Origin of the sequence: Streptomyces sp. JH002 (assembly GCF_050916115.1) — a bacterium.
Lineage (GTDB): Bacteria > Actinomycetota > Actinomycetes > Streptomycetales > Streptomycetaceae > Streptomyces > Streptomyces xiamenensis.
Genome location: NZ_CP087989.1, coordinates 4,962,479 through 4,982,936, shown reverse-complemented (window position 1 = coordinate 4,982,936; position 20,458 = coordinate 4,962,479). Strand labels below are relative to the sequence as shown.

Sequence of the window (20,458 nt, the reverse complement as noted above, 5' to 3'; positions counted from 1 at the left end):
CCCCCGCCCTCTGTCCACTGTCGATCGCAACGCTAGTGAGGAAGCCCATGGTGCGAGCCGGTTCATTACAGCGGAGTGAGCGCCCCCCGCGCCCCGGAGCGTGGATCGTTCCGCCCGCCGTGACCGTCATCGGCGCCGTCGTCGCGCTGCTGCTGGTGAGCAGCGAGCAGCGGGTGGCGGTCGCCTGGTGCGCGGTGGTGACCACGGCCCTGGTCGCCGCTCTCTCCGCGGAGGCCGCACGCCGGGGCATGGCCCTGGCCGCGCTGAAGGAGCAGCTGGCCACCGAGCGCGCGGCACGCCGCAAGGAGGCCCACCACCTCGCCTGGAAGATCTTCCCGGTGGTGCTCGACAAGGTGCAGGACGGCGCCTCGCCCTCCGAGGTGGCGCCCCGCGACCACAGCGAGCTCTCCAGCGACCCGGAGATCGGCGCCTCCTACTACACGGCGCTGTTCAAGTCGGGGATCGCGGTCCAGGAGCGCGAGCACGCCAAGGACTCCGCCAACCGCGCCATCGTCAACATCTCCTGCCGCATCCAGTCCGAGATCCACCGCCTGCAGGACGACATCAACAAGATGCAGTACCGGCACGGCGGCCCGGAGATCCTCGGCGACCTGATGCACCTGGAGCACGGCATCAACGTCACCGGCCGCTTCGCCGTCTCGCTGGCGGTGCTCGGCGGCGGCGCCCCGATGCGGCGCTGGCAGCGGCCCATCTCGCTGTACGACGTGATGCGGGCCGGCAGCGCCCCCATCCAGGAGTACCTGCGCGTCGAACAGCACCACGTCGCCGAGGTCGCGGTCATCGGCCCGGCCGCCGAATCGGTCATCCTGGTGCTCAGTGAACTGCTGGACAACGCCTGCCGCTACTCCCCGCCCAGCACCTCGGTCGTGATGAACACCGAGGAGGTCGCCGCCGGCGTGGAGATCTCCATCGAGGACAAGGGGATGGGGCTCACCGAGGAGTCCCGCAAGCACGCCGAGTTCCTGATGAAGCAGGCCGCCGACGGCCTGGACCTCTCCGACCTCGGCGAGACCGCCCGGGTCGGGCTGCGGGTCGCCTCCATCCTGTCCAACCGGTTCGGACTGCGGCTGACCCTGCGCCCCTCCACCGGCAACGGCGTACGGGCGGTGGTCTTCGTACCGCAGGAGCTGCTCACCCAGCTGCCCGAGCCCAAGTACCCGATCCCCGGCATGCGCCCCAAGCCGCACCCGGTGATGGCACCGGGCCTGGCCCGGCCGGTCGACGAGGACGAAGAGATCGAGTACGAGCGCAACGAGAACGGGCTGCCGCAACGGCACCGCAACCGTGCCTTCGACAACCCACGGCGCGCCGCCGCCACGCAGGCCGCCCGCCAGCAGCCCGCCCCGGCGCCCGCGCCCGATCCGGTGGACGCCCGGGACCGGGCCGCGGGCAAACCGGCCCGGCAGGTCGAGTCGGGGCTGTGGGTCTCCGACTTCTTCGCCGGTCTGGCCGCCGCCGACGGCGGGCACCCCAGCGGCACCGACCATTCCTCCGCCGATCAGCCGACCGGCAAAGACCTCCGGAAGTAAAGGGTGTAACAGGTGGTAGAGCACGTGACACAGCGGCTGATGAACATGGACTGGATGCTGAAGGACCTGGCGGCCACCGTCCCCGGCATCCGGCACATCGTCCTGCTGTCCGCGGACGGCCTGTGCATGGCCCAGCACGGAGACGACCGGGACGCCGGTGAACGGCTGGCCGCCGCCGGATCCGGCATCAAGTCCCTGGCGCAGTCCGTGGCGATGGAGTTCCCCGACGAGGAGAACGACGTACGGATGGTGGTGCTGGAGCTGACCGGCGGCTTCTTCTATCTGATGTCGGCCGGCTCCCGCTCGTACCTGGCGGTCACCGCCAGCGCCGAGGTGAGTGCCGCCATGGTCAGCCAGCGGATGCGGGACCTGGTGCTGCGGCTGGGCGAGCACCTGTCCAGCGCGGTGCGAGCCCCCGAACAGGCGGCGCCATGAGCCGGAAACGGCGGGAGGACAGCGGTGGGGCGGGCGGCCAGGAGGAAGAGGCACCCGTACCGCTGTATGTCATCACCGGCGGGCGCAGCGAGGGCAAGGAGGACCATTTAGTCCTGGATCTGGTCACGCTGGTCGTGTCCCGATCCGCTCCCACTTCCGGTATGCACCCCGAGCAGGCGGCCATTCTGCGGATGTGCGGCAACCCCCTGTCCGTGGCCGAGATCTCCGCGTACATCGATCTGCCGTTCAGCGCGGTCAATGTGCTGCTGGCGGATCTGCTGGCCAACTCCCATGTGGAGGTCAGGGAAGCGAGAAGTGCGGCGCCCCAGCGCACCGCGACGGATCCCGATATCGACACCCTGAAGGCATTGATCGATGGACTACAACGGCTCTGACCTTTCCCTGGGCCCACGGCCGGAGGATCTGCTGCCCGCCTCGACGGAGAAGTCCGTCAAGGTGGTGATCGTGGGTGGCTTCGGCGTCGGCAAGACCACGATGGTCGGCTCGGTCAGCGAGATCCGCCCGCTGACGACCGAGGAGACCATGACCCGCGACAGTGTCGGCGTCGACTCGCTGCACGGGGTGGAGCGCAAGACGGAGACGACCGTCGCCATGGACTTCGGCCGCATCACCCTCAACCAGCAGCTGGTGCTCTACCTGTTCGGCACCCCGGGTCAGCAGCGGTTCTGGTTCCTGTGGAACGGCGTGATCGAGGGGGCGCTGGGAGCCGTGGTGCTGGTGGACACTCGCCGTCTCGAGGACAGCTTCCAGGCGATGGACCGGCTGGAGGCGGGCAACGTGCCCTTTGTCGTGGCGGTCAACAACTTCCCCGACGCGCCGCTGCACTCGGTGGCGGCGCTGCGCTCCGCGCTCGACCTGGGCGAGGACGTCCCCCTGGTCAACTGCGACGCGCGCATGCTGGAGTCCAGCCGCGACGTGCTGCTGACCCTGATGCGTCATCTGTACACCAATGCCACCCGAGGCACCCAAGCACCGTCGGAGGTCACACGATGAGCGCGCCAGCCGCCGATCCGTCCGGTTTCGGGCCGACGGGCGCGCAGCCGCCACCCGGCTGTCCGGCGCACGCGGGGGGCGCCCCGGTGGGGCGCGGGTACCCGGTCGGGCCGTACGGGCCCGGCGGGGTGGTCCGGTTGTACGGCCCCGAGGCGTCGGCCGATCCGGTCGGCCTCTACGAGCGGCTGCGGACGGACCACGGGCCGGTGGCCCCGGTGCTGCTGGAGGGCGATGTGCCGGCCTGGCTGGTGCTGGGCTACCACGAGATCCTGGAGGTGTGCCGCAATCCGCGCCGTTACAGCCGGGACGGCCGCAACTGGCGGGACTGGCAGAACGGGGTGGTGGGGGCGCACGACGCGATCGCGCCCGTGCTGGCCTGGGGGCCGGACGCCACGCACCAGGACGGCTCGGTCCACCACCGGCTGCGCGGCGCCGTCAACGAGTCCCTCGAACGGTTCGACCGGCGGGCGATCCGCCGTCTGGTGGCCCGGTACTCCAATCATCTGATCAATGAGTTCGTGGACGCGGGCGAGGCGGAACTGCTCGCCCAGTACGCGCAGCAGGTGCCGATGCGGGTGATGGGGCGGCTGGCCGGTCTGGAGGAGGAGGACGGGCCGCCGATGACGGAGGCGGCGCGGCAGCTGCTGATCGGCACCGAGAAGGCGGTGACGGCGGATCAGTTCATCCAGCGGCGGCTGCGGGAGTTGGTGGCGGCCAAGCACGACGCCCCCGGGTCCGACCTGGCGAGCTGGCTGATCGAGCACCCGGCCGGTCTGTCGGACGAGGAGGTGCTGCACCATCTGCGGCTGGTGCTGGTGTCCGCCAACGAGACGACCACCAACCTGATCGTCAACACGCTGCGGGTGGTCTTCACCCATCCCCGCTTCCGCGGCTCGCTGCACGGTGGCCGGATGACGCTGCCTGCGGCGGTGGAGCAGGTGCTGTGGGACGAGCCGCCGATCGCGGTGTGCCCCGGCGGCTTCGCGATGTTCGACATGGAGCTGGGCGGACAGCACATCAAGAAGGGCGACGCGATGCTGCTGGGCCTGGCGGCCGGCAATGTGGACCCGGTGGTCCGGCCCTCGCCCGGGGCGATGATGTACGGCAACCGCTCGCATCTGTCCTTCACCAGTGGGGCGCACGAGTGCCCCGGCGCGGACATCGGGCGGGCGATCACCGGTTCGGCGATCGAGGCGCTGCTGTACCGGCTGCCGGACATCCATCTGACCATCGAGGCGGACGAGCTGAGCTGGTCGGCGTCGACCTGGTCGCGGCATCTGGAGCGGCTGCCGGTGCGGTTCACCCCGCGCGACGCGCCGAACCCGATCGCGCCCATCCGGTTCACGCCGGAGGAGCTGGGGCACCGGGCGGTGGCCCACGCGGCGGTGCAGGACCGGCTGGCCCGCGGGGCGCGTACGGAGTCGGGGGTGCTGACGGCGGTGCGGGACCCGGCCGAAGCCGGCGCCGGGTCCCGCTCCGCCGCGCTCAGGGACGAGCGGCGCGGCTGGTGGAACCGGCTGTGGGGCCGCTGAGCGCGTCCTCGCGCCGGGTGGAGCCGATGTCGCCCGGGATCACCTCGATGCCGATGTTCTCGGTGGCGTAGCGGGCCGAGGCGGTGCCCCAGCGCTGATTGCCCGTCATCCAGTGCCGCAGTCCCGCGATGTGGCGGGCGAGCCGCCGGCCCTCGGGCCCGGCGGCATGCCGCTCGGTGAGGGTGCGCGCGGTGTCCTGGAAGCGGTGCACGGCGTCCCCCACCAGGGTGCCGACCCGCTCCAGGGCCTCGGCGCGGGAGCATCCGCGGCTGCGCTGGGTGATGAGCACCAGATTGTGCGGGTCGCCCTGGGCCTCCTCGCGTTCCAGGGAGTGCACGTCGTTGCACAGGAAGATCACATCGGTGGCGCAGCGCAGCAGCGTCTGCACGCCCGTGCTCCAGTAGAGCTCCTCGGAGAGCTCGAAGTGCCCGGCGCGTTCGATGAGGTCGAAGCAGGGTCCGGTGCCCACGGCTTCGCGGCGCAGGGTGATGTAGGTCTTCTCGTCCAGGACGGCGCCCGAGCGGCGGTTGTGGGCCTCCTCCACGTAGGCGCGGAAGAAGCGGGTGTAGGTGGCGGCGGCCCTGGTGCGCCAGGCGGCCGACATGCCCTGGGCGCTGCGCTCCCACACGTCGGTGTAGGCGCGGGTGAGCGCGGTGTCCAGGGCGGGCGGGGTGCCGGGGACGCGGTAGGGGATGGCGGCCAGTTCGGCGCTGAGCCGGGCGACGTGCTCGGGATCGTTGCCGCGTGGTCCCTCGAACTGGTCGTCCAGCGGGAACCCGATGCAGACCGCGTCGGTGACCAGGTCGAGGTCGGCGCCGCGGGCTTCCGGGTAGGCGTATCCGGCGAGATCGGTGAGCAGCCACTCCCGGTAGCGGCTCAGGGCCCGCTCGCCGCGTACCAGTCCATGGGCGCGGATCCAGGCGAGGTGGTGCTCCCCGGCACGGGCTGACTCTGGATTCGATCCGGCCTGGAACGGCAGGTGGAAGGTGACGTTCTGTGGCATGAGACCTCCTCTCTTCAGCCCCTCCCATGAACAGGTGTTCATTCCTGGGGCGTGAAGTTCCTTGCCCTGCTCCCTTTTCCGGCAATCTATGCCCGCATGATCCTGACCGAATGTTTGCGTTTGGAACGGATCATTCCGCTTATGTGACCTCGGTTGGCGGTATCGGCCGGGTCAGGGGCGCAGGTGGAGGTGGAGGTGGAGGAGGTAAGGCCGGGGCCCGGTTACAGGCCGGGGGCTCCCCAGACCGGGAACCAGCGGCTGAGGTCCTTCTCCAGCCGCAGATCGTTCTCCAGCAGTCCGCGCATCTGGAGCTCCAGCGGGGTGTCCCGCCGCTCGCCGCCGCCCGGCACCGGCGCGAAGGGGTAGAAGGTGCCCCGCTTGTACAGGTAGACGAGGGCGAGCGGGCGGCCCCGGTCGTCCTTGAAGCCGATCAGCGAGCACAGCAGTTGCGGGCCGAAGCCGCCGTCCTGGAGCAGGGTGTTCACCGCGTGCAGATCGTTGACCAGACCCGCCGCGTCGGAGGGGTCGTGCTCGGCGAGCAGCCAGGTGTAGCCGTAGCCGTCCTGGCTGAACTTCACCGGCACCCCGCCGGTGGGGGTGTCGGCGTCCAGCAGCCCGCGTACGTCGTCCTGGATGCGGGCGAACGCCCCGCCCTCCACGCTGGCGAAGCACACCGAACCGAGCCCGGTGGGGGTGAACCCGGCGCCCGCTTCGAGGGTCAGCGCCGCGGACGGCACCGCGAACAGCTGATCGAGATCGGGTTTCACCGGCTTGCTGCGGCCCAGGATGATGTCGAGGAAGCCCACGGGAGGATCAGCACCTTCACGGTTGACGGCTGGCGACGGCGCTGCCGATCCTACGGGCGCCCCAGCTCCGCCGAGATGCGGCCCAGCTGGTCCAGGCGCTTCTCCAGGCTGGGGTGCGAGGAGAGCAGATTGCTCAGGCTCTGGCCGGAGACCGCGGGGGCGAAGTAGAAGGCGTTGAACGGCTCGGCCTGCCGCAGATCACGGGTGGGCACCCGCGCCATCTGGCCGGAGATCTTGGTCAGCGCGGAGGCCAGCGCCGAGGGACGGCCGGTCAGCAGCGCGCCGGCCCGGTCGGCGGCCAGCTCCCGGTAGCGGGACAGCAGCCGGGTCAGCAGATAGCTCAGGACGTACACGACGGCGCTGATCAGCGGGATGAGCAGCAGCGCGATGTTCTGGTTGTTGCGCGAGCGGCCGAGGCCGCCCCACAGGGCCATCCGGGTGATCAGCCCCGCCAGTACCCCGAGGAACCCGGCGATGGTCATCACCGCGACGTCGCGGTGTGCCACGTGGGACATCTCGTGGGCCAGCACGCCCTCCAGCTCGTCGGGCTCCAGGCGGCGCAGGAGCCCCGTGGTGACGCACACCATCGACTTGTGCTGGCTGCGCCCGGTGGCGAAGGCGTTGGGGACATCGGTGTCGGCGATCGCGACCTTGGGCTTGGGCATGTCCGCCAGGGCGCACAGCCGGTCCACGGCGCCGTGCAGCTCGGGGGCCTGCTCGGGGGTGACCTCGCGGGCGCCCATGCTGTAGGCGGCGATCCGGTCGCTGAACCAGAACTGGGCGACGAAAACGGCGCCCACGATGATCACGATGAGCGGCCAGGCCTTGCCCAGCAGGACGATCATGACCCCGACGAAGACCACATACAGCAGCCCGAGCAGGAACATGGTGGTCACCATGCGGTTGGTGAGCCCACGGTCCGGGGCGAAACGGGTACGGGCCATGTCTGTCGTGTCCTCCTGACGGGGGCGGTCCCCGCCATCAAACATAGACCGCCGGGCGGCGAACCGGAGCGGACCGGGGCCACCGGGAGCACCGGCAAGCCGCCCGCTCCCCCGCCCGGACGGCGCCCGTGTCCCGCCCGGCGGCCGGCCGCCGCCGGGGTCAGAAGTCCAGCCGGGCCGCCACCGGGAGGTGGTCACTGCCGGTGGCGGGCAGGGTCCAGGAGGAGACCGGCTCCAGCTCACGCACCAGGATCTGGTCGATGCGGGTCACCGGGAAGTTCGCCGGCCAGCTGAAGCCGAAGCCCGCGCCCGCCGCGCCCTGGGTCGAGCGCAGCTGGGAGGTGAGCGGGGCCAGCGCGCGGTCGTTCACCGTGCCGTTCAGGTCGCCCAGCACCAGCAGCCGGCTCAGCGGCTCGTCCGCTATGGCACGGCCCAGCATCTCGGCGGCGTCGTCGCGCTGCTCGGCGGTGAACCCGGCCCGGAACTGCACCCGTACCGAGGGCAGGTGCGCCACCAGGACGGCCACCTCGCCACTGTCCGTGTGCACGGAGGTACGCAGCGCCCGGGTCCAGCCCATGCCGGTGTCCAGCTCGGTGGTCTCGCTCAGCGGCAGCCGGCTCCACAGCCCGACCGTGCCCGCCACCGTGTGGTACGGGTACTCCGCGGCCAGGGCTTCCTCATAGGTGGCCACGTGCCGCTGGGGCAGCTCCTGGAGGGCGATCAGGTCGGCGTCGCTCGCCGCCAGCGCCGCGGCGGTGCCGGCCGGGTCCTGGTTGTCGGCGTCCACGTTGTGGCTGACCACCATCAGGTCGCCGCCGCTGCCGGTCTTGTCCAGCAGCAGTCCGCCGAAGAGGTTCAGCCACACCAGCAGGGGCACCAGGAGAGCCACCAGCGCGGTGGCCGAGCGGCGCAGCGCGGCGCAGGCCGCCAGCACCGGGATGGCCAGGCCGGCCCACGGCAGGAACGTTTCCAGCAGGCTGCCGAGGTTTCCGATCCGGTTGGGGACCCGGGAGTGCAGCAGCATCACCAGCGCCAGCACCACCGCCGCCACGGCGATGATCACACCACGTCGCCAGCGGCCCACCCGATCGCTCCAGCGCGCGGGCTCCCGGGGCGCCTTGGGCGGCTCCGGCGATTTCTCGTCGTCGTCACCCGGGGTGTCCACCACTGCCATGCGCCGCCCTCGCCAACCGTCGCTCTGTGCCCTCGGAACCTTACGCGAACCGGGACTCCCGAAGCGCATCCGTGCAGGCCGCCGGGGTGTACATCCGGCTCACAGCAAGGACGTTCACACGACCGTGCCGGGTTCCGCCCCGTCTGCTTCCCGTGCCCGGGGATCGGTGCGACCATGGGAAGCGATCCGGGGACGCCGTACGGCGCTTCGAGACGATGAATGGAGCACAACGATGACGCAGCAGCACGCTGCCCAGGCTCCGCGCGAGCCGCGCGAACCGGGACTGTACGGGGGCAAGAGCCGCCGCCGTATCACCGTACGTGACATAGCGGCCGCGAAGCGACGCGGCGAGAAGTGGCCGATGCTCACCGCGTACGACGCGCTGACGGCCTCCGTGTTCGACGAGGCCGGCATCCCGGTGATGCTGGTCGGCGACTCCATGGGCAACACCCACCTCGGGTACGACTCCACGGTGCCCGTCACCCTCGACGAGATGACCATGCTGTCGGCGGCCGTGGTGCGCGGCACCAAGCGCGCGCTGATCGTGGGCGACCTGCCGTTCGGCTCGTATCAGGAGAGCCCGGCGCAGGCACTGCGCAGCGCCACCCGGCTGCTGAAGGAGGCCGGTGTCGGGGCGGTGAAGCTGGAGGGCGGTGAGCGCTCGGCCGATCAGATCCGGCTGCTGGTGGAGGCCGGCATCCCGGTGATGGCGCACGTGGGCCTCACCCCGCAGTCGGTGCTGGCCTTCGGCGGCCACCCGGTGCAGGGCCGCGGCGAGGAGGCGGCCCAGCAGCTGCTGCGCGACGCGAAGGCGGTCCAGGACGCCGGGGCGTTCGCGGTGGTGCTGGAGCTGGTGACGGCCGAGCTGTCGGCGGAGGTCACGCGGTCGCTGCACATTCCGACGGTCGGCATCGGGGCGGGCGCCGAGTGCGACGCGCAGGTGCTGGTGTGGACCGACATGGCCGGGATGACGGACTGGCCCGGCGGCCGGATGCCGCGCTTCGTCAAGCAGTACGCGCAGCTGCGCGGGGCGCTCGGGGACGCCGCCAAGGCGTTCGCGGAGGATGTGGTGGCGGGCACGTACCCGGCGCCTGAGCACAGCTTCCGTTCCTGAGCGTTCCCTGACCGGCCGATCGCCCGCGGCCGGGGGTGTCGTCACTCTGTCGGTGGTTTGTCGGTGGTCCCTGGCAGGCTGGGGCGCATGACGCGAGAAAACACCCCCGGCCGCGGGCGGAACGCCGTCGAGGTCCGCGGCCTGGTCAAGCATTTCGGGGAGACCAGGGCCGTCGACGGCATCGATCTCGACGTCCGCGAGGGCACCGTGATGGGCGTGCTCGGCCCCAACGGCGCGGGCAAGACCACGCTGGTGCGCTGCCTGTCCACCCTGCTGATACCGGACGCCGGCACGGCGGTCGTGGCGGGCTACGACGTGGTGCGCCAGGCGCGCCAGCTGCGCCGCACCATCGGGCTGACCGGCCAGTACGCCTCGGTGGACGAGAAGCTCTCCGGCTGGGAGAACCTGTACATGATCGGGCGGCTGCTCGATTTCTCCCGCGCCGATTCCCGCAAGCGGGCGGACGAGCTGCTGGAGCGGTTCTCCCTGACCGAGGCGGCCCGGCGGCCGGTCGGCAAGTACTCCGGCGGAATGCGGCGCCGGCTGGACCTGGCGGCGTCGATGATCGGCCGCCCCCGTGTGCTGTACCTGGACGAGCCGACGACCGGCCTGGATCCCCGGACCCGCAACGAGGTGTGGGACGAGGTGAAGCGGATCGTCGCCGACGGCAACACGGTGCTGCTCACCACGCAGTACATGGAGGAGGCCGAGCAGCTGGCGAGCGAGCTGACGGTGGTGGACCACGGGAAGGTCATCGCCGAGGGCACGGTGCGCGAGCTGAAGGCGAAGGTCGGCGGGCGGACGCTGCTGGTGCGCCCGGTGGACCGGGCGCAGCTGCCGCTGATGGCGGCGGCGGTGACCGAGGCGGGCCTGGACGGCATCGCCGGGGCGGGGACCGACGCGGCGGGCGAGGCGCTGAGCGTGCCGATCATCAGCGACGAGCAGCTCACGGCCGTGGTCGGGCTGCTGGGGGCACGGGGCTTCGGGATAGCGGACATCAGCACCCATCTGCCCAGCCTGGACGAAGTGTTCCTGTCCATCACGGGCAAGCCGGCCGTGACGGCGGACGAGGCGGACGAGAAGGAAGAAGAGGCGGCCACGGCATGAGTGCGACGACGACACAGGCACGGCCGGAGCCGCGCCCGGAGCCGGTGCCCGCCGGGGAGCGGCAGTCGGACGACGGCCGGATCGGGGCGCGGGCGAATCTGCGGCACATCTCGGCGCTGATCCGGCGCAACGCGCTCCAGATCAAGCAGAACCCGGAATCGATGGCCGACGCGCTACTGATGCCGATCGTGATGACCCTGCTGTTCGTGTACGTCTTCGGCGGGGCGATCGCCGGAGAGGCGGGCGGCTACCCCAACTGGATCGTGCCCGGGCTGATGGCCATGATGGGCCTGAGCCTGGCGATGTCCGTGGGCACCGGGGTGCACGAGGACTTCAGCAAGGGCGTGATGGACCGGTTCCGGTCGATGCCGATAGCCCGTTCCTCGGTACTGATCGCCAAGGTGATCGTGGAGCTCGGCCGGCTGCTGGTCACCATGGCGGTGCTGCTGGTGGTGGGCCTCGCGGTGGGTCTGGAGCTGAACGGCCGGTGGGTGGAGCTGCTGGCCGCGGTCGGTCTCGCGGCGCTGTTCGGGGCCTCGCTGACCTGGATCTTCATTCTGCTGGGGCTGACGATGCGCAGCGCCCAGGCGATTCAGGGGATGGCGTTCATGGTGATGATGCCGCTGCAGTTCGGTTCGTCGATCTTCGTGCCCACGGAGACGATGCCGGGCTGGCTGCAGGCGTTCGCGAACGTCAATCCGCTCTCGCAGCTGGCGGAGGCGTCCCGGAACCTGATCAACGGTGCCGGTGACGTGGCCGGCCCGGCGGCGTCGGTGGTGCTGTGGTCGGTGGCGATCACGCTGGTGACGGCGCCGCTGGCGATCTCGAAGTTCCGCAAGAAGGTGTAGGCGCCGGGCACGGCCCGGGGAGGGCCGCCGCCGGCCGCGGTCAGCGGACGGTGGCGGCCCTCTTGTACGCGAACCAGGCGATGTTCGAGGACAGCCCGGCGATCAGCACCCAGACGATGCCCAGGAAATTGGCCTGGGCGAAGGAGACCACCGCGGCGGCCACCGCGAGGACGCAGACGGCCAGGGCGTACAGGGCGAGCCGCCGTGAGGAGCGGGCGGCCGCGGGGTCGGGGCCGGGTGTGGTGGTGTCGGGCGCGGGGGTGCTGGAAGACATGCTCCCCATTGTCCCCGAGCGGGTCAGATGTCGGTGAGCCGGACCCCGGCGTGTGCCTTGTAGCGGCGGTTGACGGAGATCAGGTTGGCGACGAGCGACTCCACCTGGTGGGCGTTGCGCAGCCGCCCGGCGAAGACGCCGCGCATGCCGGGGATGCGGCCGGCCAGCGCCTGGACGATCTCGCAGTCGGCGCGGTCCTCGCCCAGCACCATGACGTCCGTCTCGATCTCGGTGATCGCGGGGTCCTGAAGCAGGACGGCGGACAGGTGGTGGAAGGCGGCGGTGACCCGGGACTCAGGCAGCAGGGCGGCGGCCTGCTCGGCGGCGCTGCCCTCCTCCGGGACGAGGGCGAAGGCGCCCCGCTTGTCGAAGCCCAGCGGGTTGACGCAGTCGACGACGAGCTTGCCGGCGAGTTCGGTGCGCAGGGCGGTGAGGGTCTTGGCGTGGCCCTCCCAGGGGACGGCGACGATGACGATGTCGCTCTCGCGGGAGCAGCCGGCGTTGTCGAGGCCGCGGATCCCGAGCCCCAGTTCACCGGCGGCCGTCTCGGCCCGTTCGGCGGCGCGCGAGCCGATGATCACCTGCTGTCCGGCGCGGGCCAGCCGGTAGGCGAGTCCCCTCCCCTGGTCGCCGGTTCCGCCGAGCACTCCGACGACCAGACCGGAGACATCGGGCAGTTCCCAGGGGTCCTTGGGGGCGGGCTTGGGGGTGGCGGCGGCATCGTGAGAAGTCATGGGCCCGATCCTGCCACCCCGTCCCGGCGAACGAGCGGGGTGCCGGTCGGCAGGTCCCCGATCCCGGGGCCGGGCGTGCGGCGCCCGATGGCGCCGCCCGCCCCCGCCTGCCCGTCCCCGCCTGCCCGGTGGCGCCGGGTCAGGCCGGCGGGTCTTCCTCGTCCTTGAGCGGCTCGGGCTCGCGATCGCGCCAGCGGGGGTCCTTGCGCCATTCCTCGTCCCGGGTGCGGGCCGTCTCGATCGCCCGGGCGGCCTCGCCCGGTGTGCCGTAGGGGCCGAGCCGGTCCTTGGCCGGGCATTCGGGGCCTTCTTCCACCTTCTGGTGCTTGAGGCAGTAGTACCACTCGCCGGCTTTGCCGGTCGGGGTCTGTCGTCGGAAGAGCGCAGCCATACCCCCATCCTGCCCGCCCGTAGACTCGCTGGCATGTCTGGCCAGTCTCTTCTTGTTCCCGGTACGGTCTCGCCGCAGCGGTCCGTCCCCTCCGTCATCCCCCGCCCCGAGTACGTGGGCAAGAAGGGGCCCACCCCGTACACGGGTCCCGAGGCGCAGGACGATGCCACGATCGAGCGGATGCGGCTGGCCGGGCGGCTCGCCGCGCGGGCCATGGCCGAGACCGCGGCACACATCGCGGACGGGGTCACCACCGACAAGCTGGACGAGATCGCGCACACCTTCCTGTGCGACCACGGCGCCTACCCCTCGACCCTGGGCTACCGGGGCTTCCCCAAGTCGCTGTGCACCTCGGTCAACGAGGTCATCTGCCACGGCATCCCGGACAGCACCGTGCTGCGCGACGGCGATCTCGTGAACCTCGACATCACCGCCTATGTGGGCGGCGTGCACGGTGACACCAACGCCACTTTCTTCGTGGGCGGCGAGGCGGCCGCGGACGAGGAGTCGCGGCTGCTGGTGGAGCGCACCCGGGAGGCCCTCAACCGGGCCATCAAGGCGGTGCGCCCCGGCCGGCAGATCAACGTCATCGGACGGGTGATCGAGTCGTACGCCAAGCGGTTCGGTTACGGCGTGGTGCGGGACTTCACCGGGCACGGCATCAACCGTTCCTTCCACTCCGGCCTGATCGTCCCGCACTACGACGACCCGAACGCCACGACGGTGATGCGCACCGGGATGACGTTCACCATCGAGCCGATGCTCAACCTGGGCACCCACGAGTGGGAGATGTGGGACGACCAGTGGACCGTGGTCACCAAGGACCGCAAGCGCTCCGCCCAGTTCGAGCACACGCTGGTCGTCACCGAGGCCGGCGCGGAGGTGCTGACGCTTCCCTGAGCCCGCACATTTACCGACAACATGTCGGCAAGAGCTTGACTTAGGTAAGCCTAAGTAGGGAGTATGGCGGGGCACGGCAGCATGCCGTGCCCCGCGCCAGCGTCCCCGGAGGCCCTCTTGACCACGCCGCTCGCCGTCACCCCGTTCTCCGCCCAGATCCGCGAGGCCTCCCACGAAGCGCACACCGAGGCGGAGAACTCCTCCTTCATGAGCGACATGCTCGGCGGGAAGCTCGGCGTCGCCGCCTACCGCCGCTACACCGAGCAGCTGTGGTTCGTGTACCGCTCCCTGGAAGCCAGGAGCGCCGACCTCGCCGCCGACCCGGTGGCCGGCCCGTTCATCCGGCCCGAGCTGTCCCGCACCGCCGCCCTCGAAGCCGACCTCGACCACCTGCACGAGGGCCCCGGCTGGCGCACCGTCATCACCCCGCTGCCCGCCACCGAGACCTACGCCGCCCGCGTCACCGAGGTCGCCGCCACCTGGCCGGCCGGCTACGTCGCCCACCACTACACCCGCTACCTGGGCGACCTCTCCGGCGGCCAGATCATCCGCGGCACCGCCGAGAAGACCTGGGGCTTCACCCGCAAGGGCCCCGGCGTCCACTTCTACGTCTTCGACGCCATCGGCAACCCCGCCGCCTTCAAGCGCGAGTACCGCCAGTCCCTGGACGACATCGCCGCCGACGGCCAGGAGCGGCTGCGCATCGTGGAGGAGTGCAAGCGGGCCTTCGCGCTCAACTCCGCCGTCTTCCAGGATCTGGCCACCGCCTGCCGTTAACGTGAGGGGCATGCCGCCCTTCAGCCCCCCACCGTCCTGGCTGGCCGACGCCGTTCTCTACCAGATCTATCCGCAGAGCTACGCCGACTCCAACGGGGACGGCATCGGCGACTTCGCCGGCGTCACCGCCCATCTGGAGCACCTGTCCTGGCTGGGCGTCAACACCGTCTGGCTCAACCCGTGCTTCGCCTCCCCCTTCCGGGACGCCGGCTACGACGTCAGCGACTACCTCTCCCCCGCCCCGCGCTACGGCACCGAAGAGGACCTGGCGCGCCTGGTGGACGAGGCGGGCCGGCTGGGCATCCGCGTGATGCTGGACCTGGTCGCCGGACACACCTCCGACGAGCACCCGTGGTTCACGGCCTCGGCACGGGACCCCGGCGACCACCGGTACATCTGGGCGGAGCCCGGCGCGGACGGCACCCTGCCGCCCCGCTTCGTCCGCTCCCCCGGCTCGCGCCCCGGCGGCTATCTGCCGAACTTCTTCGAGAGCCAGCCCGCCCTCAACTTCGGTTACGCCCGCCAGGACGCGGCCGAGCCCTGGCGACAGCCGGTCGACGCCGAGGGGCCGCGCGCCAACCGGGCCGCGCTGCGCGAGGTGATGGACCACTGGCTGCGGCTCGGCCTGGCCGGGTTCCGGGTGGACATGGCGCACTCCCTCGTCAAGGACGACCCGGGCCTGGTGGAGACCTGCCGGTTGTGGGGCGAACTGCGCACCTGGCTGGACGCCACCCACCGGCAGGCCGCGCTGCTCGCCGAGTGGGGCGACCCGCAGATGTCGGTGCCCGCCGGGTTCCACGCCGACTTCCTGCTCCAGTTCGGCGGTCCCTCCGACGGGCTGCCGATGCGTTCGCTGTGGAACAACGGCACCGGCACCGTCCACCAGCACTGGGAGCAGCGCGACAGTTGCTACTTCGACGCCGGGGCGCGCGGCAGCGCCGAGACGTTCGTATCGGCGTGGCGCTCGGCCACCGCGCTCATCGGGGACAAGGGCTTCATCTCGCTGCCCACCGCCAACCACGACTTCTCCCGGCTGTGCTGCGGCCCGCGCACCGCCGAGCAACTGCCGCCCGCCTTCGCCTTCCAGCTGACCTGGCCGACGCTGCCCGCCATCTACTACGGCGACGAGATCGGCATGCGCTACCTCCCCGGGCTGCCCGACCACGAGGGAAGCGTGCTGGAGGCCACGTACAACCGGGCCGGCTCCCGTACCCCCATGCAGTGGGACGCGACGCCGGGCGCCGGGTTCTCCACCGCTCCCGCCGACCGGTTCTATCTGCCGCTCGACCCGGACCCGGACCGCCCCGACGTCGCCACGCAGCGCGCGGACGAGAACTCGCTGCTGCACCTGGTGCGGCGACTGATCGCGCTGCGCGCCGGCACGCCCGAACTGGGCGGCCGGGGCTCGGTGGAGGTGCTCTCCACCGGCTATCCGCTGGTGTACGTGCGCGGCGGGCGCTACCTGGTGGCGGTCAACCCGGGGCTCGCGCCGGTCACCTTCCCGTACCGGACGGACGGGGGCACACCGCGGCCGCTGGAAGTGAGCGGGGTGCGGATCAGGGACGGTGCGATCAGCGCGGACGGTTTCGGGTTCGGGATCTTCGCGCTGTAGGACTCCCGGGCAACGGCCCTTCCGCTGGAGCCCACTCCAGCGTGCAGACTCCCCGCATGACGACAACACAACGGGTACTGGGACGCTCCGGGATCGCTGTCAGCCCGCTCGGCTTCGGCTGCTGGGCGATCGGCGGCCCGTGGCAGGACACCGATGGCCTGCCGCTGGGCTGGGGCGCGGTGGACGACGAGGAGTCGGTGCGGGCGGTACGGCGGGCGCTGGAGCTGGGTGTCACCTTCTTCGACACCGCCGACTGCTACGGCACCGGGCACAGTGAGGAGGTGCTGGGCCGGGCGCTGAAGGGGCGTCGCGAGGAGGTGGTGCTCGCCTCCAAGTGGGGCAACGTCTTCGATCCGGCCACCGGCACCATGGCGCGGGATCCGGATGTCAGCCCCGGCTACGTGCGGCGGGCGCTGACCGCGAGCCTGCGCCGTCTGGGCACGGACCATCTGGACCTCTACCAGTTCCACATCGGCCACGCGCCGCCCGAGGTGGGCGAGGAACTGCGCGAGGTGTGCGAGGAGCTGGTGGCCGAGGGGCTGATCCGGGCGTACGGCTGGTCCACCGATCTCCCCGACCGGGCGAAGGTGTTCGCGGCCGGCGAGCACTGCGCGAGCGTGCAGCTGAACTGCAATGTGCTGGAGGACGCGCCCGAACTGCTGGCGCTGTGCGAGGCGGAGGGGCTGGCGGCGATCAACCGCGGGCCGCTGGCGATGGGGGTGCTGACGGGGAAGTACGACAGTGTCCCGGGCGGCGGCGCGAGCCTGAGCCCTGGGGACATCCGGGCCGAACCGCCGGCCTGGCTGCGGTACTTCAAGGACGGCCGGCTGGAGCCCGTATGGCGGGCGAAGTTCGAGGCGGTGCGTGACGTGCTCACCGGCGGAGGCCGTACCCCGGCGCAGGGCGCGCTGGCCTGGCTGTGGGCGCGCAGCCCGGCCGCGGTGCCGATCCCGGGCATCCGCACCGTGGCGCAGGCCGAACAGAACGCGGCGGCGATGGAGTTCGGTCCGTTGACGGCCGAGCAGCTGATGGACATCGAGAGGCTGCTCGGCCGTCGCTGACCGGCCGGGGCCATGACGGCCGGTGGGGAGGTGCGTGCCCGCCGGCCGGGCGTTGACCGGCGGGCACGCTGTCTGTCGCGGGCTGGACCGTCAGCCCAGCGACAGCCTGCGGCGGCGGGCGGCGTAGAACGCCGCGACGCCTGCCGCGCTCAGGGCGGCGGCGCCACCGGCCAGTTCGGCGAGCGGGATGCCGCTGCCGGTGCTGGCCAGTGCGCCACCGAGGGCACCGCCGGAGGCGCCGCCCTGGGGGGTGGTGCCGGCCGGGGTGGTGATGGGGTCGGTGCCACCGGGGTTCTCGCCCTGGGGCAGTTCGGCGTCCTCGCTCAGGGCCACCGTGACGGTGAGCGTGTCGAGCGCGGTGCCGGCCGGGTACATCGGGGTGCCGTTGTACGCGAAGGCCTCGGAGCCCTCGGCGGTCAGCGTCGCCGGGATGTCCGTGAGAACGATGACGTCGTCCTCGGAGGTGAGGGCGCCGGCCGGGATGTCGAGGTCGGCGACCGTGACGGCGTCGTACGTGCCGTCCTTGGTGACGACGTCGGCGATCAACTCGCCCTGGGTACCGTCGATCTCCACCGCGAGGTCGGAGAAGGTGAGGTCGAGGGCGTACCCGCCGCCGGCCTCGGCGTGGCCGAAGAAGCGGACGCTGCCGTCGAAGGCGGCGCCGAGGGTCGCCTCGTTGGTGTCGAACTCGCCCTCGGCGTCGGTGAAGCGGTAGCCGTCACCGCTGTGGACGGCGCCGTCGGCCGGCTCCACATCGCCGTGCGCGATGGGTCCGTTGATGTAGGTGCGGAAGGACTCCTTGACGCCCCAGTCCAGGGTGCCGTCGTGGATGACACCGGCGGGGATCGGGTCCTCGGCGTCCGGCTCGTCGTCGACGGGGTTCTCACCGTCCGGCTTCTCGGGCTTCTCCGGCTTCTCCGGGTTCGCCGGCTTTTCCGGGTTCTCCGGCTCCGGTTCGGGCTCGGGCTCCGGCTCCGGCTCGGCCGTCTTCGGGGTGACGGTCAGGGTGGCCGGGTCCAGCTCGGTGCCCTCCGGGTACATCGGGCTGCCGTTGTACGAGAACGCCTGCTCGCCCGCCTTGGTCAGCGTGGCCGGGATGTCGGCGAAGACCATCGCGCCGCCGTCGCCCGAGCCGGGCCGGACGCCCGACAGGTCGAGGCCGGCCACCTCCACATCCTCGGTGACCTCACCGGCGACGGTGAGGTCCGCGACGATGGCCCCCGCGGTGCCTTCGGTGACGACCCGCAGATCGGAGAGTTTCACGTCGAGCGCGCCGTGGTGCCCCTCGTAGTGGACGCTGCCGTCGAAGGCGGTGTCCACGCCGTGGGTGGAAAGGTCGTAGCTGCCGGTGCCGTTGGTGAAGCGGAAGGTGGAGTCGGCGTTCGTCTCGGCGCCGTCGGCGGTGGTGATCGAACCGCCGGCTATCGGACCGGAGATGTAGCGGTTGAAGGAGGCTTTGACGCCCCAGTCCAGGGTGCCGTCGATCAGCTCGAAGGAGCTCGCGCCGGGCCGCTCGTCGGCGAAGGCCGGGGCCGCGAAGCTGGTGGTGTACAGCACGGTGGCGGTCGCCGCCGCCAGCAGCATGCCGCCCCGCCGCACGGTACGGGTACGGGCTCGGGTTGCGGTCGTCATGATCGCGTTGACTCCTCGGGTGTTCCGGAAGGATCTTCTGTGTGCCGCGCGCTGCGGCGCCTCGACATGAGGTAGGCGGTGAGGGCGGCCGGCACGAGGACCGCGCAGGCGCCCGCCGCGATGAGGAAGGCCGGGAAGGAAGAGGAGGCGGCGGCCGGTTCGGGCTCGGTTTCCGCGTCGCTCTCCGGTGCGGGGGCGGCCGTCTCCGTCTCCACCGGGTCGCTGCCGATGTCGGGCAGGGCGGGGAGTTCGGCGTCCTCGGTGAGGGCGAAGGCCACCGTGACCGGGTCCATCTGTGTGCCCGGCTGGTACAGGCCGAAGATGTCGGCGCCCTCGTCGGTCAGTTGGGCGGGGGTCTCCTCGATGAGGATCAGGCCCTCGGCCGGGGCCAGGTGTTCCGGGCCGGCGGTGAAGGTGACCAGCGGCTGCCGCTCGCGGGCGCCCTCGTCCGTGGTGACATCGGCCGACAGGGTTCCGGTGCCGTCCGCGATGTCGACGCGTACAGCGCTCAGTTCGAGTTCGAGGTCGTTGCCGGTGAAGCGCAGCGTTCCGCTGAAACGCACCTCGGCGGTGCCCTGTTCGGGGTCCACGGTGCCCTCGCCCGCCGGGAAGCGGAACAGCGCGCCGCCGTCCTGGGCCCCGTCGCTCAGCTCCCACCGTCCGGCCGCGATGTCACCGGTGACGTACTCGCGGTAGGTGCGCCGTACCCCCCAGTCGACGGCCGCGTCGGTGATCTCCCGGGCGGCGGGGTCCTCTTCCTGCCCGTCCCCGGGCTCCTGATCCGGCTCGGGGCCGGGTTCGGGGTCCTCGGCGGGCGGGGCGGCGGGGTCCGGGGTGTCGGCGGTGAAGGTCACCGGGTCCAGCGCGTCGCCCGCCTCGTAGTAACCGGCGAAGGCGGTCGCGCCGTCACGCGTGAGGGTGGCGGGGATGCCGGAGACCGCCAACCGGGTGCCGCCGCGCAGGTCGACGCCGGAGAGGTCGAGGGAGGCGAGTGGCACCTGGGCGCGGTCGGTGATCTCGCCGCTGCCGCGCGCCTTGCCGCGCACGTCGGCGTAGAGGGTGCCGGTGCCGCCGGAGAGGGAGAGCGTGGGGTTGGAGATGGTCAGGTCCAGTTCGTAGGAGCCGTCCGGCTGCTGGTGCCCCAGGAAGCGCACGCCCCCGGAGTAACCGGCGGTGGCCGCGCCGCTGTCCGGGTCGTAGGAGCCGGTGGCGGAGTGGAAGCGGAACTGGCTGGTGCCGACCGTGGAGGCCCCGCCGCTGAGCGACCAACTGCCCTGGGCGATGGGCCCGGTGACATAGGTGAGGAAGGAGGACCTGATGCCCCAGTCCAGCCGGCCGCCGGAGACGGAGCGTTCGGCGGCCTGGGCCGTGCCGGGCAGCAGCAGCACCGCCACCAGCGACGGCAGGAGGGCGAGCAGCGCGAGGACGAGGGCGCGGGCACGCTGGGATCTGGGCAGCATCGACGGGTTCCTTCCAGCAGACCCGGGGCCATGAACTGAGGTTAGGCTAACCTAAGCTACGAGTGGCCGGATCGGAAACCCCGGGCCCGA

Annotated in this window: 21 protein-coding genes; 12 read left to right on the top strand and 9 right to left on the bottom strand. The window is 71.6% G+C overall.

Going from position 1 to position 20,458, the window contains the following annotated elements; translation table 11 throughout:
• The first annotated feature begins 119 nt into the window (after positions 1–119).
• From H7827_RS22920 to H7827_RS22900, 5 genes are read left to right on the top strand one after another with little or no spacing between them, the layout of a single operon-like run.
• A complete protein-coding gene (locus H7827_RS22920; RefSeq protein ID WP_052385341.1) occupies positions 120–1,550 on the top strand; it encodes an ATP-binding protein in 1,431 nt (476 codons plus the stop codon).
• 24 nt (positions 1,551–1,574) lie between these two features.
• Entirely contained in the window at positions 1,575–1,985 is a 411-nt protein-coding gene (locus tag H7827_RS22915) for a roadblock/LC7 domain-containing protein (RefSeq protein ID WP_234306915.1), read from the top strand.
• Positions 1,982–2,380 carry a DUF742 domain-containing protein gene (locus tag H7827_RS22910; RefSeq protein ID WP_386538057.1) on the top strand — a complete coding sequence of 133 codons (399 nt, stop codon included), beginning with the start codon at positions 1,982–1,984 and terminating at the stop codon, positions 2,378–2,380. The genes H7827_RS22915 and H7827_RS22910 overlap by 4 nt, the downstream gene beginning before the upstream one ends.
• Complete coding sequence (locus H7827_RS22905) at positions 2,361–2,999, top strand: GTP-binding protein (RefSeq protein WP_030734711.1); 639 nt, start codon at positions 2,361–2,363, stop codon at positions 2,997–2,999. Before H7827_RS22910 ends, H7827_RS22905 begins: the two co-directional genes overlap by 20 nt.
• Positions 2,996–4,531: a cytochrome P450 gene (locus H7827_RS22900; protein ID WP_386538055.1), complete on the top strand. Its 1,536-nt coding sequence runs from the start codon at positions 2,996–2,998 to the stop codon at positions 4,529–4,531. The genes H7827_RS22905 and H7827_RS22900 overlap by 4 nt, the downstream gene beginning before the upstream one ends.
• On the opposite strand, the gene H7827_RS22895 is transcribed toward H7827_RS22900, so the two are convergent.
• The 4 genes from H7827_RS22895 to H7827_RS22880 all read right to left on the bottom strand — a co-directional run bounded on the left by H7827_RS22895 (position 4,485) and on the right by H7827_RS22880 (position 8,458).
• Positions 4,485–5,534: a terpene synthase family protein gene (locus tag H7827_RS22895; RefSeq protein ID WP_432747194.1), complete on the bottom strand. Its 1,050-nt coding sequence runs from the start codon at positions 5,532–5,534 to the stop codon at positions 4,485–4,487. The genes H7827_RS22900 and H7827_RS22895 overlap by 47 nt on opposite strands.
• Before the next feature lie 221 nt (positions 5,535–5,755).
• Positions 5,756–6,340: a PspA-associated protein PspAB gene (gene pspAB, locus H7827_RS22890; RefSeq protein WP_386538051.1), complete on the bottom strand. Its 585-nt coding sequence runs from the start codon at positions 6,338–6,340 to the stop codon at positions 5,756–5,758.
• A 50-nt stretch (positions 6,341–6,390) separates the two neighbouring features.
• Complete coding sequence (gene htpX / locus H7827_RS22885; RefSeq protein ID WP_030734723.1) at positions 6,391–7,284, bottom strand: zinc metalloprotease HtpX; 894 nt, start codon at positions 7,282–7,284, stop codon at positions 6,391–6,393.
• Between the two features lie 160 nt (positions 7,285–7,444).
• Positions 7,445–8,458 (bottom strand): endonuclease/exonuclease/phosphatase family protein, encoded by a 1,014-nt coding sequence (locus tag H7827_RS22880; protein ID WP_432747193.1) that lies wholly within the window; start codon positions 8,456–8,458, stop codon positions 7,445–7,447.
• 232 nt (positions 8,459–8,690) lie between these two features.
• On the opposite strand from H7827_RS22880, the gene panB reads away from it, so the two are divergent.
• The 3 genes from panB (at position 8,691) to H7827_RS22865 (ending at position 11,527) form a co-directional block, all read left to right on the top strand.
• Entirely contained in the window at positions 8,691–9,572 is an 882-nt protein-coding gene (gene panB / locus H7827_RS22875; RefSeq protein WP_432747192.1) for a 3-methyl-2-oxobutanoate hydroxymethyltransferase, read from the top strand.
• An 87-nt stretch (positions 9,573–9,659) separates the two neighbouring features.
• Positions 9,660–10,679, top strand: a complete 1,020-nt coding sequence (locus tag H7827_RS22870) for an ATP-binding cassette domain-containing protein (RefSeq protein WP_432747191.1) — start codon at positions 9,660–9,662, stop codon at positions 10,677–10,679.
• The gene (locus tag H7827_RS22865; RefSeq protein ID WP_030734735.1) at positions 10,676–11,527 is read left to right on the top strand and encodes an ABC transporter permease; all 852 of its coding nucleotides are present in this window, start codon (positions 10,676–10,678) and stop codon (positions 11,525–11,527) included. The genes H7827_RS22870 and H7827_RS22865 overlap by 4 nt, the downstream gene beginning before the upstream one ends.
• A 40-nt stretch (positions 11,528–11,567) precedes the next feature.
• Here H7827_RS22865 and H7827_RS22860 read toward each other — a convergent pair whose 3' ends face one another.
• From H7827_RS22860 to H7827_RS22850, 3 genes are all read right to left on the bottom strand, one after another.
• Complete coding sequence (locus tag H7827_RS22860; protein ID WP_043177987.1) at positions 11,568–11,801, bottom strand: hypothetical protein; 234 nt, start codon at positions 11,799–11,801, stop codon at positions 11,568–11,570.
• Positions 11,802–11,824: 23 nt separating this feature from the next.
• Positions 11,825–12,535 (bottom strand): NADPH-dependent F420 reductase, encoded by a 711-nt coding sequence (npdG, locus tag H7827_RS22855; RefSeq protein WP_386538042.1) that lies wholly within the window; start codon positions 12,533–12,535, stop codon positions 11,825–11,827.
• A 139-nt stretch (positions 12,536–12,674) separates the two neighbouring features.
• On the bottom strand, positions 12,675–12,926 hold the full coding sequence (locus H7827_RS22850) for a hypothetical protein (protein ID WP_386536148.1): 252 nt from the start codon (positions 12,924–12,926) through the stop codon (positions 12,675–12,677).
• A gap of 33 nt (positions 12,927–12,959) precedes the next feature.
• On the opposite strand from H7827_RS22850, the gene map reads away from it, so the two are divergent.
• The 4 genes from map to H7827_RS22830 all read left to right on the top strand — a co-directional run bounded on the left by map (position 12,960) and on the right by H7827_RS22830 (position 17,276).
• Complete coding sequence (gene map / locus H7827_RS22845) at positions 12,960–13,826, top strand: type I methionyl aminopeptidase (protein WP_432747190.1); 867 nt, start codon at positions 12,960–12,962, stop codon at positions 13,824–13,826.
• 81 nt (positions 13,827–13,907) lie between these two features.
• Positions 13,908–14,603: a heme oxygenase (biliverdin-producing) gene (locus H7827_RS22840; protein ID WP_432747189.1), complete on the top strand. Its 696-nt coding sequence runs from the start codon at positions 13,908–13,910 to the stop codon at positions 14,601–14,603.
• A gap of 10 nt (positions 14,604–14,613) precedes the next feature.
• A complete protein-coding gene (locus H7827_RS22835; RefSeq protein WP_432747188.1) occupies positions 14,614–16,215 on the top strand; it encodes an alpha-amylase family glycosyl hydrolase in 1,602 nt (533 codons plus the stop codon).
• Positions 16,216–16,271: 56 nt separating this feature from the next.
• Positions 16,272–17,276 (top strand): aldo/keto reductase, encoded by a 1,005-nt coding sequence (locus tag H7827_RS22830; protein WP_432747187.1) that lies wholly within the window; start codon positions 16,272–16,274, stop codon positions 17,274–17,276.
• Positions 17,277–17,366: 90 nt separating this feature from the next.
• Here the strand turns inward: H7827_RS22830 and H7827_RS22825 are convergent, their stop codons facing one another.
• Together H7827_RS22825 and H7827_RS22820 are read right to left on the bottom strand one after the other, a co-directional pair.
• The gene (locus H7827_RS22825; protein ID WP_432747186.1) at positions 17,367–18,908 is read right to left on the bottom strand and encodes an HtaA domain-containing protein; all 1,542 of its coding nucleotides are present in this window, start codon (positions 18,906–18,908) and stop codon (positions 17,367–17,369) included.
• Positions 18,905–20,368, bottom strand: coding sequence for an HtaA domain-containing protein (locus H7827_RS22820; protein ID WP_432747185.1), 1,464 nt, complete (start codon positions 20,366–20,368; stop codon positions 18,905–18,907). Before H7827_RS22820 ends, H7827_RS22825 begins: the two co-directional genes overlap by 4 nt.
• Between the last annotated feature and the right edge of the window lie 90 nt (positions 20,369–20,458).

Bases quoted from the DNA above. Each gene is read 5' to 3' on its own strand.
- H7827_RS22860 (WP_043177987.1), bottom strand. From the start codon at position 11,801: ATGTCTTCCAGCACCCCCGCGCCCGACACCACCACACCCGGCCCCGAC.
- H7827_RS22830 (WP_432747187.1), top strand. From the start codon at position 16,272: ATGACGACAACACAACGGGTACTGGGACGCTCCGGGATCGCTGTCAGC.
- htpX (WP_030734723.1), bottom strand. From the start codon at position 7,284: ATGGCCCGTACCCGTTTCGCCCCGGACCGTGGGCTCACCAACCGCATG.
- panB (WP_432747192.1), top strand. From the start codon at position 8,691: ATGACGCAGCAGCACGCTGCCCAGGCTCCGCGCGAGCCGCGCGAACCG.
- H7827_RS22865 (WP_030734735.1), top strand. From the start codon at position 10,676: ATGAGTGCGACGACGACACAGGCACGGCCGGAGCCGCGCCCGGAGCCG.
- H7827_RS22870 (WP_432747191.1), top strand. From the start codon at position 9,660: ATGACGCGAGAAAACACCCCCGGCCGCGGGCGGAACGCCGTCGAGGTC.
- map (WP_432747190.1), top strand. From the start codon at position 12,960: ATGTCTGGCCAGTCTCTTCTTGTTCCCGGTACGGTCTCGCCGCAGCGG.
- H7827_RS22880 (WP_432747193.1), bottom strand. From the start codon at position 8,458: ATGGCAGTGGTGGACACCCCGGGTGACGACGACGAGAAATCGCCGGAG.
- H7827_RS22900 (WP_386538055.1), top strand. From the start codon at position 2,996: ATGAGCGCGCCAGCCGCCGATCCGTCCGGTTTCGGGCCGACGGGCGCG.
- H7827_RS22850 (WP_386536148.1), bottom strand. From the start codon at position 12,926: ATGGCTGCGCTCTTCCGACGACAGACCCCGACCGGCAAAGCCGGCGAG.
- H7827_RS22820 (WP_432747185.1), bottom strand. From the start codon at position 20,368: ATGCTGCCCAGATCCCAGCGTGCCCGCGCCCTCGTCCTCGCGCTGCTC.
- H7827_RS22835 (WP_432747188.1), top strand. From the start codon at position 14,614: ATGCCGCCCTTCAGCCCCCCACCGTCCTGGCTGGCCGACGCCGTTCTC.
- H7827_RS22910 (WP_386538057.1), top strand. From the start codon at position 1,982: ATGAGCCGGAAACGGCGGGAGGACAGCGGTGGGGCGGGCGGCCAGGAG.
- npdG (WP_386538042.1), bottom strand. From the start codon at position 12,535: ATGACTTCTCACGATGCCGCCGCCACCCCCAAGCCCGCCCCCAAGGAC.
- H7827_RS22840 (WP_432747189.1), top strand. From the start codon at position 13,908: ATGCCGTGCCCCGCGCCAGCGTCCCCGGAGGCCCTCTTGACCACGCCG.
- H7827_RS22825 (WP_432747186.1), bottom strand. From the start codon at position 18,908: ATGACGACCGCAACCCGAGCCCGTACCCGTACCGTGCGGCGGGGCGGC.
- H7827_RS22905 (WP_030734711.1), top strand. From the start codon at position 2,361: ATGGACTACAACGGCTCTGACCTTTCCCTGGGCCCACGGCCGGAGGAT.
- H7827_RS22895 (WP_432747194.1), bottom strand. From the start codon at position 5,534: ATGCCACAGAACGTCACCTTCCACCTGCCGTTCCAGGCCGGATCGAAT.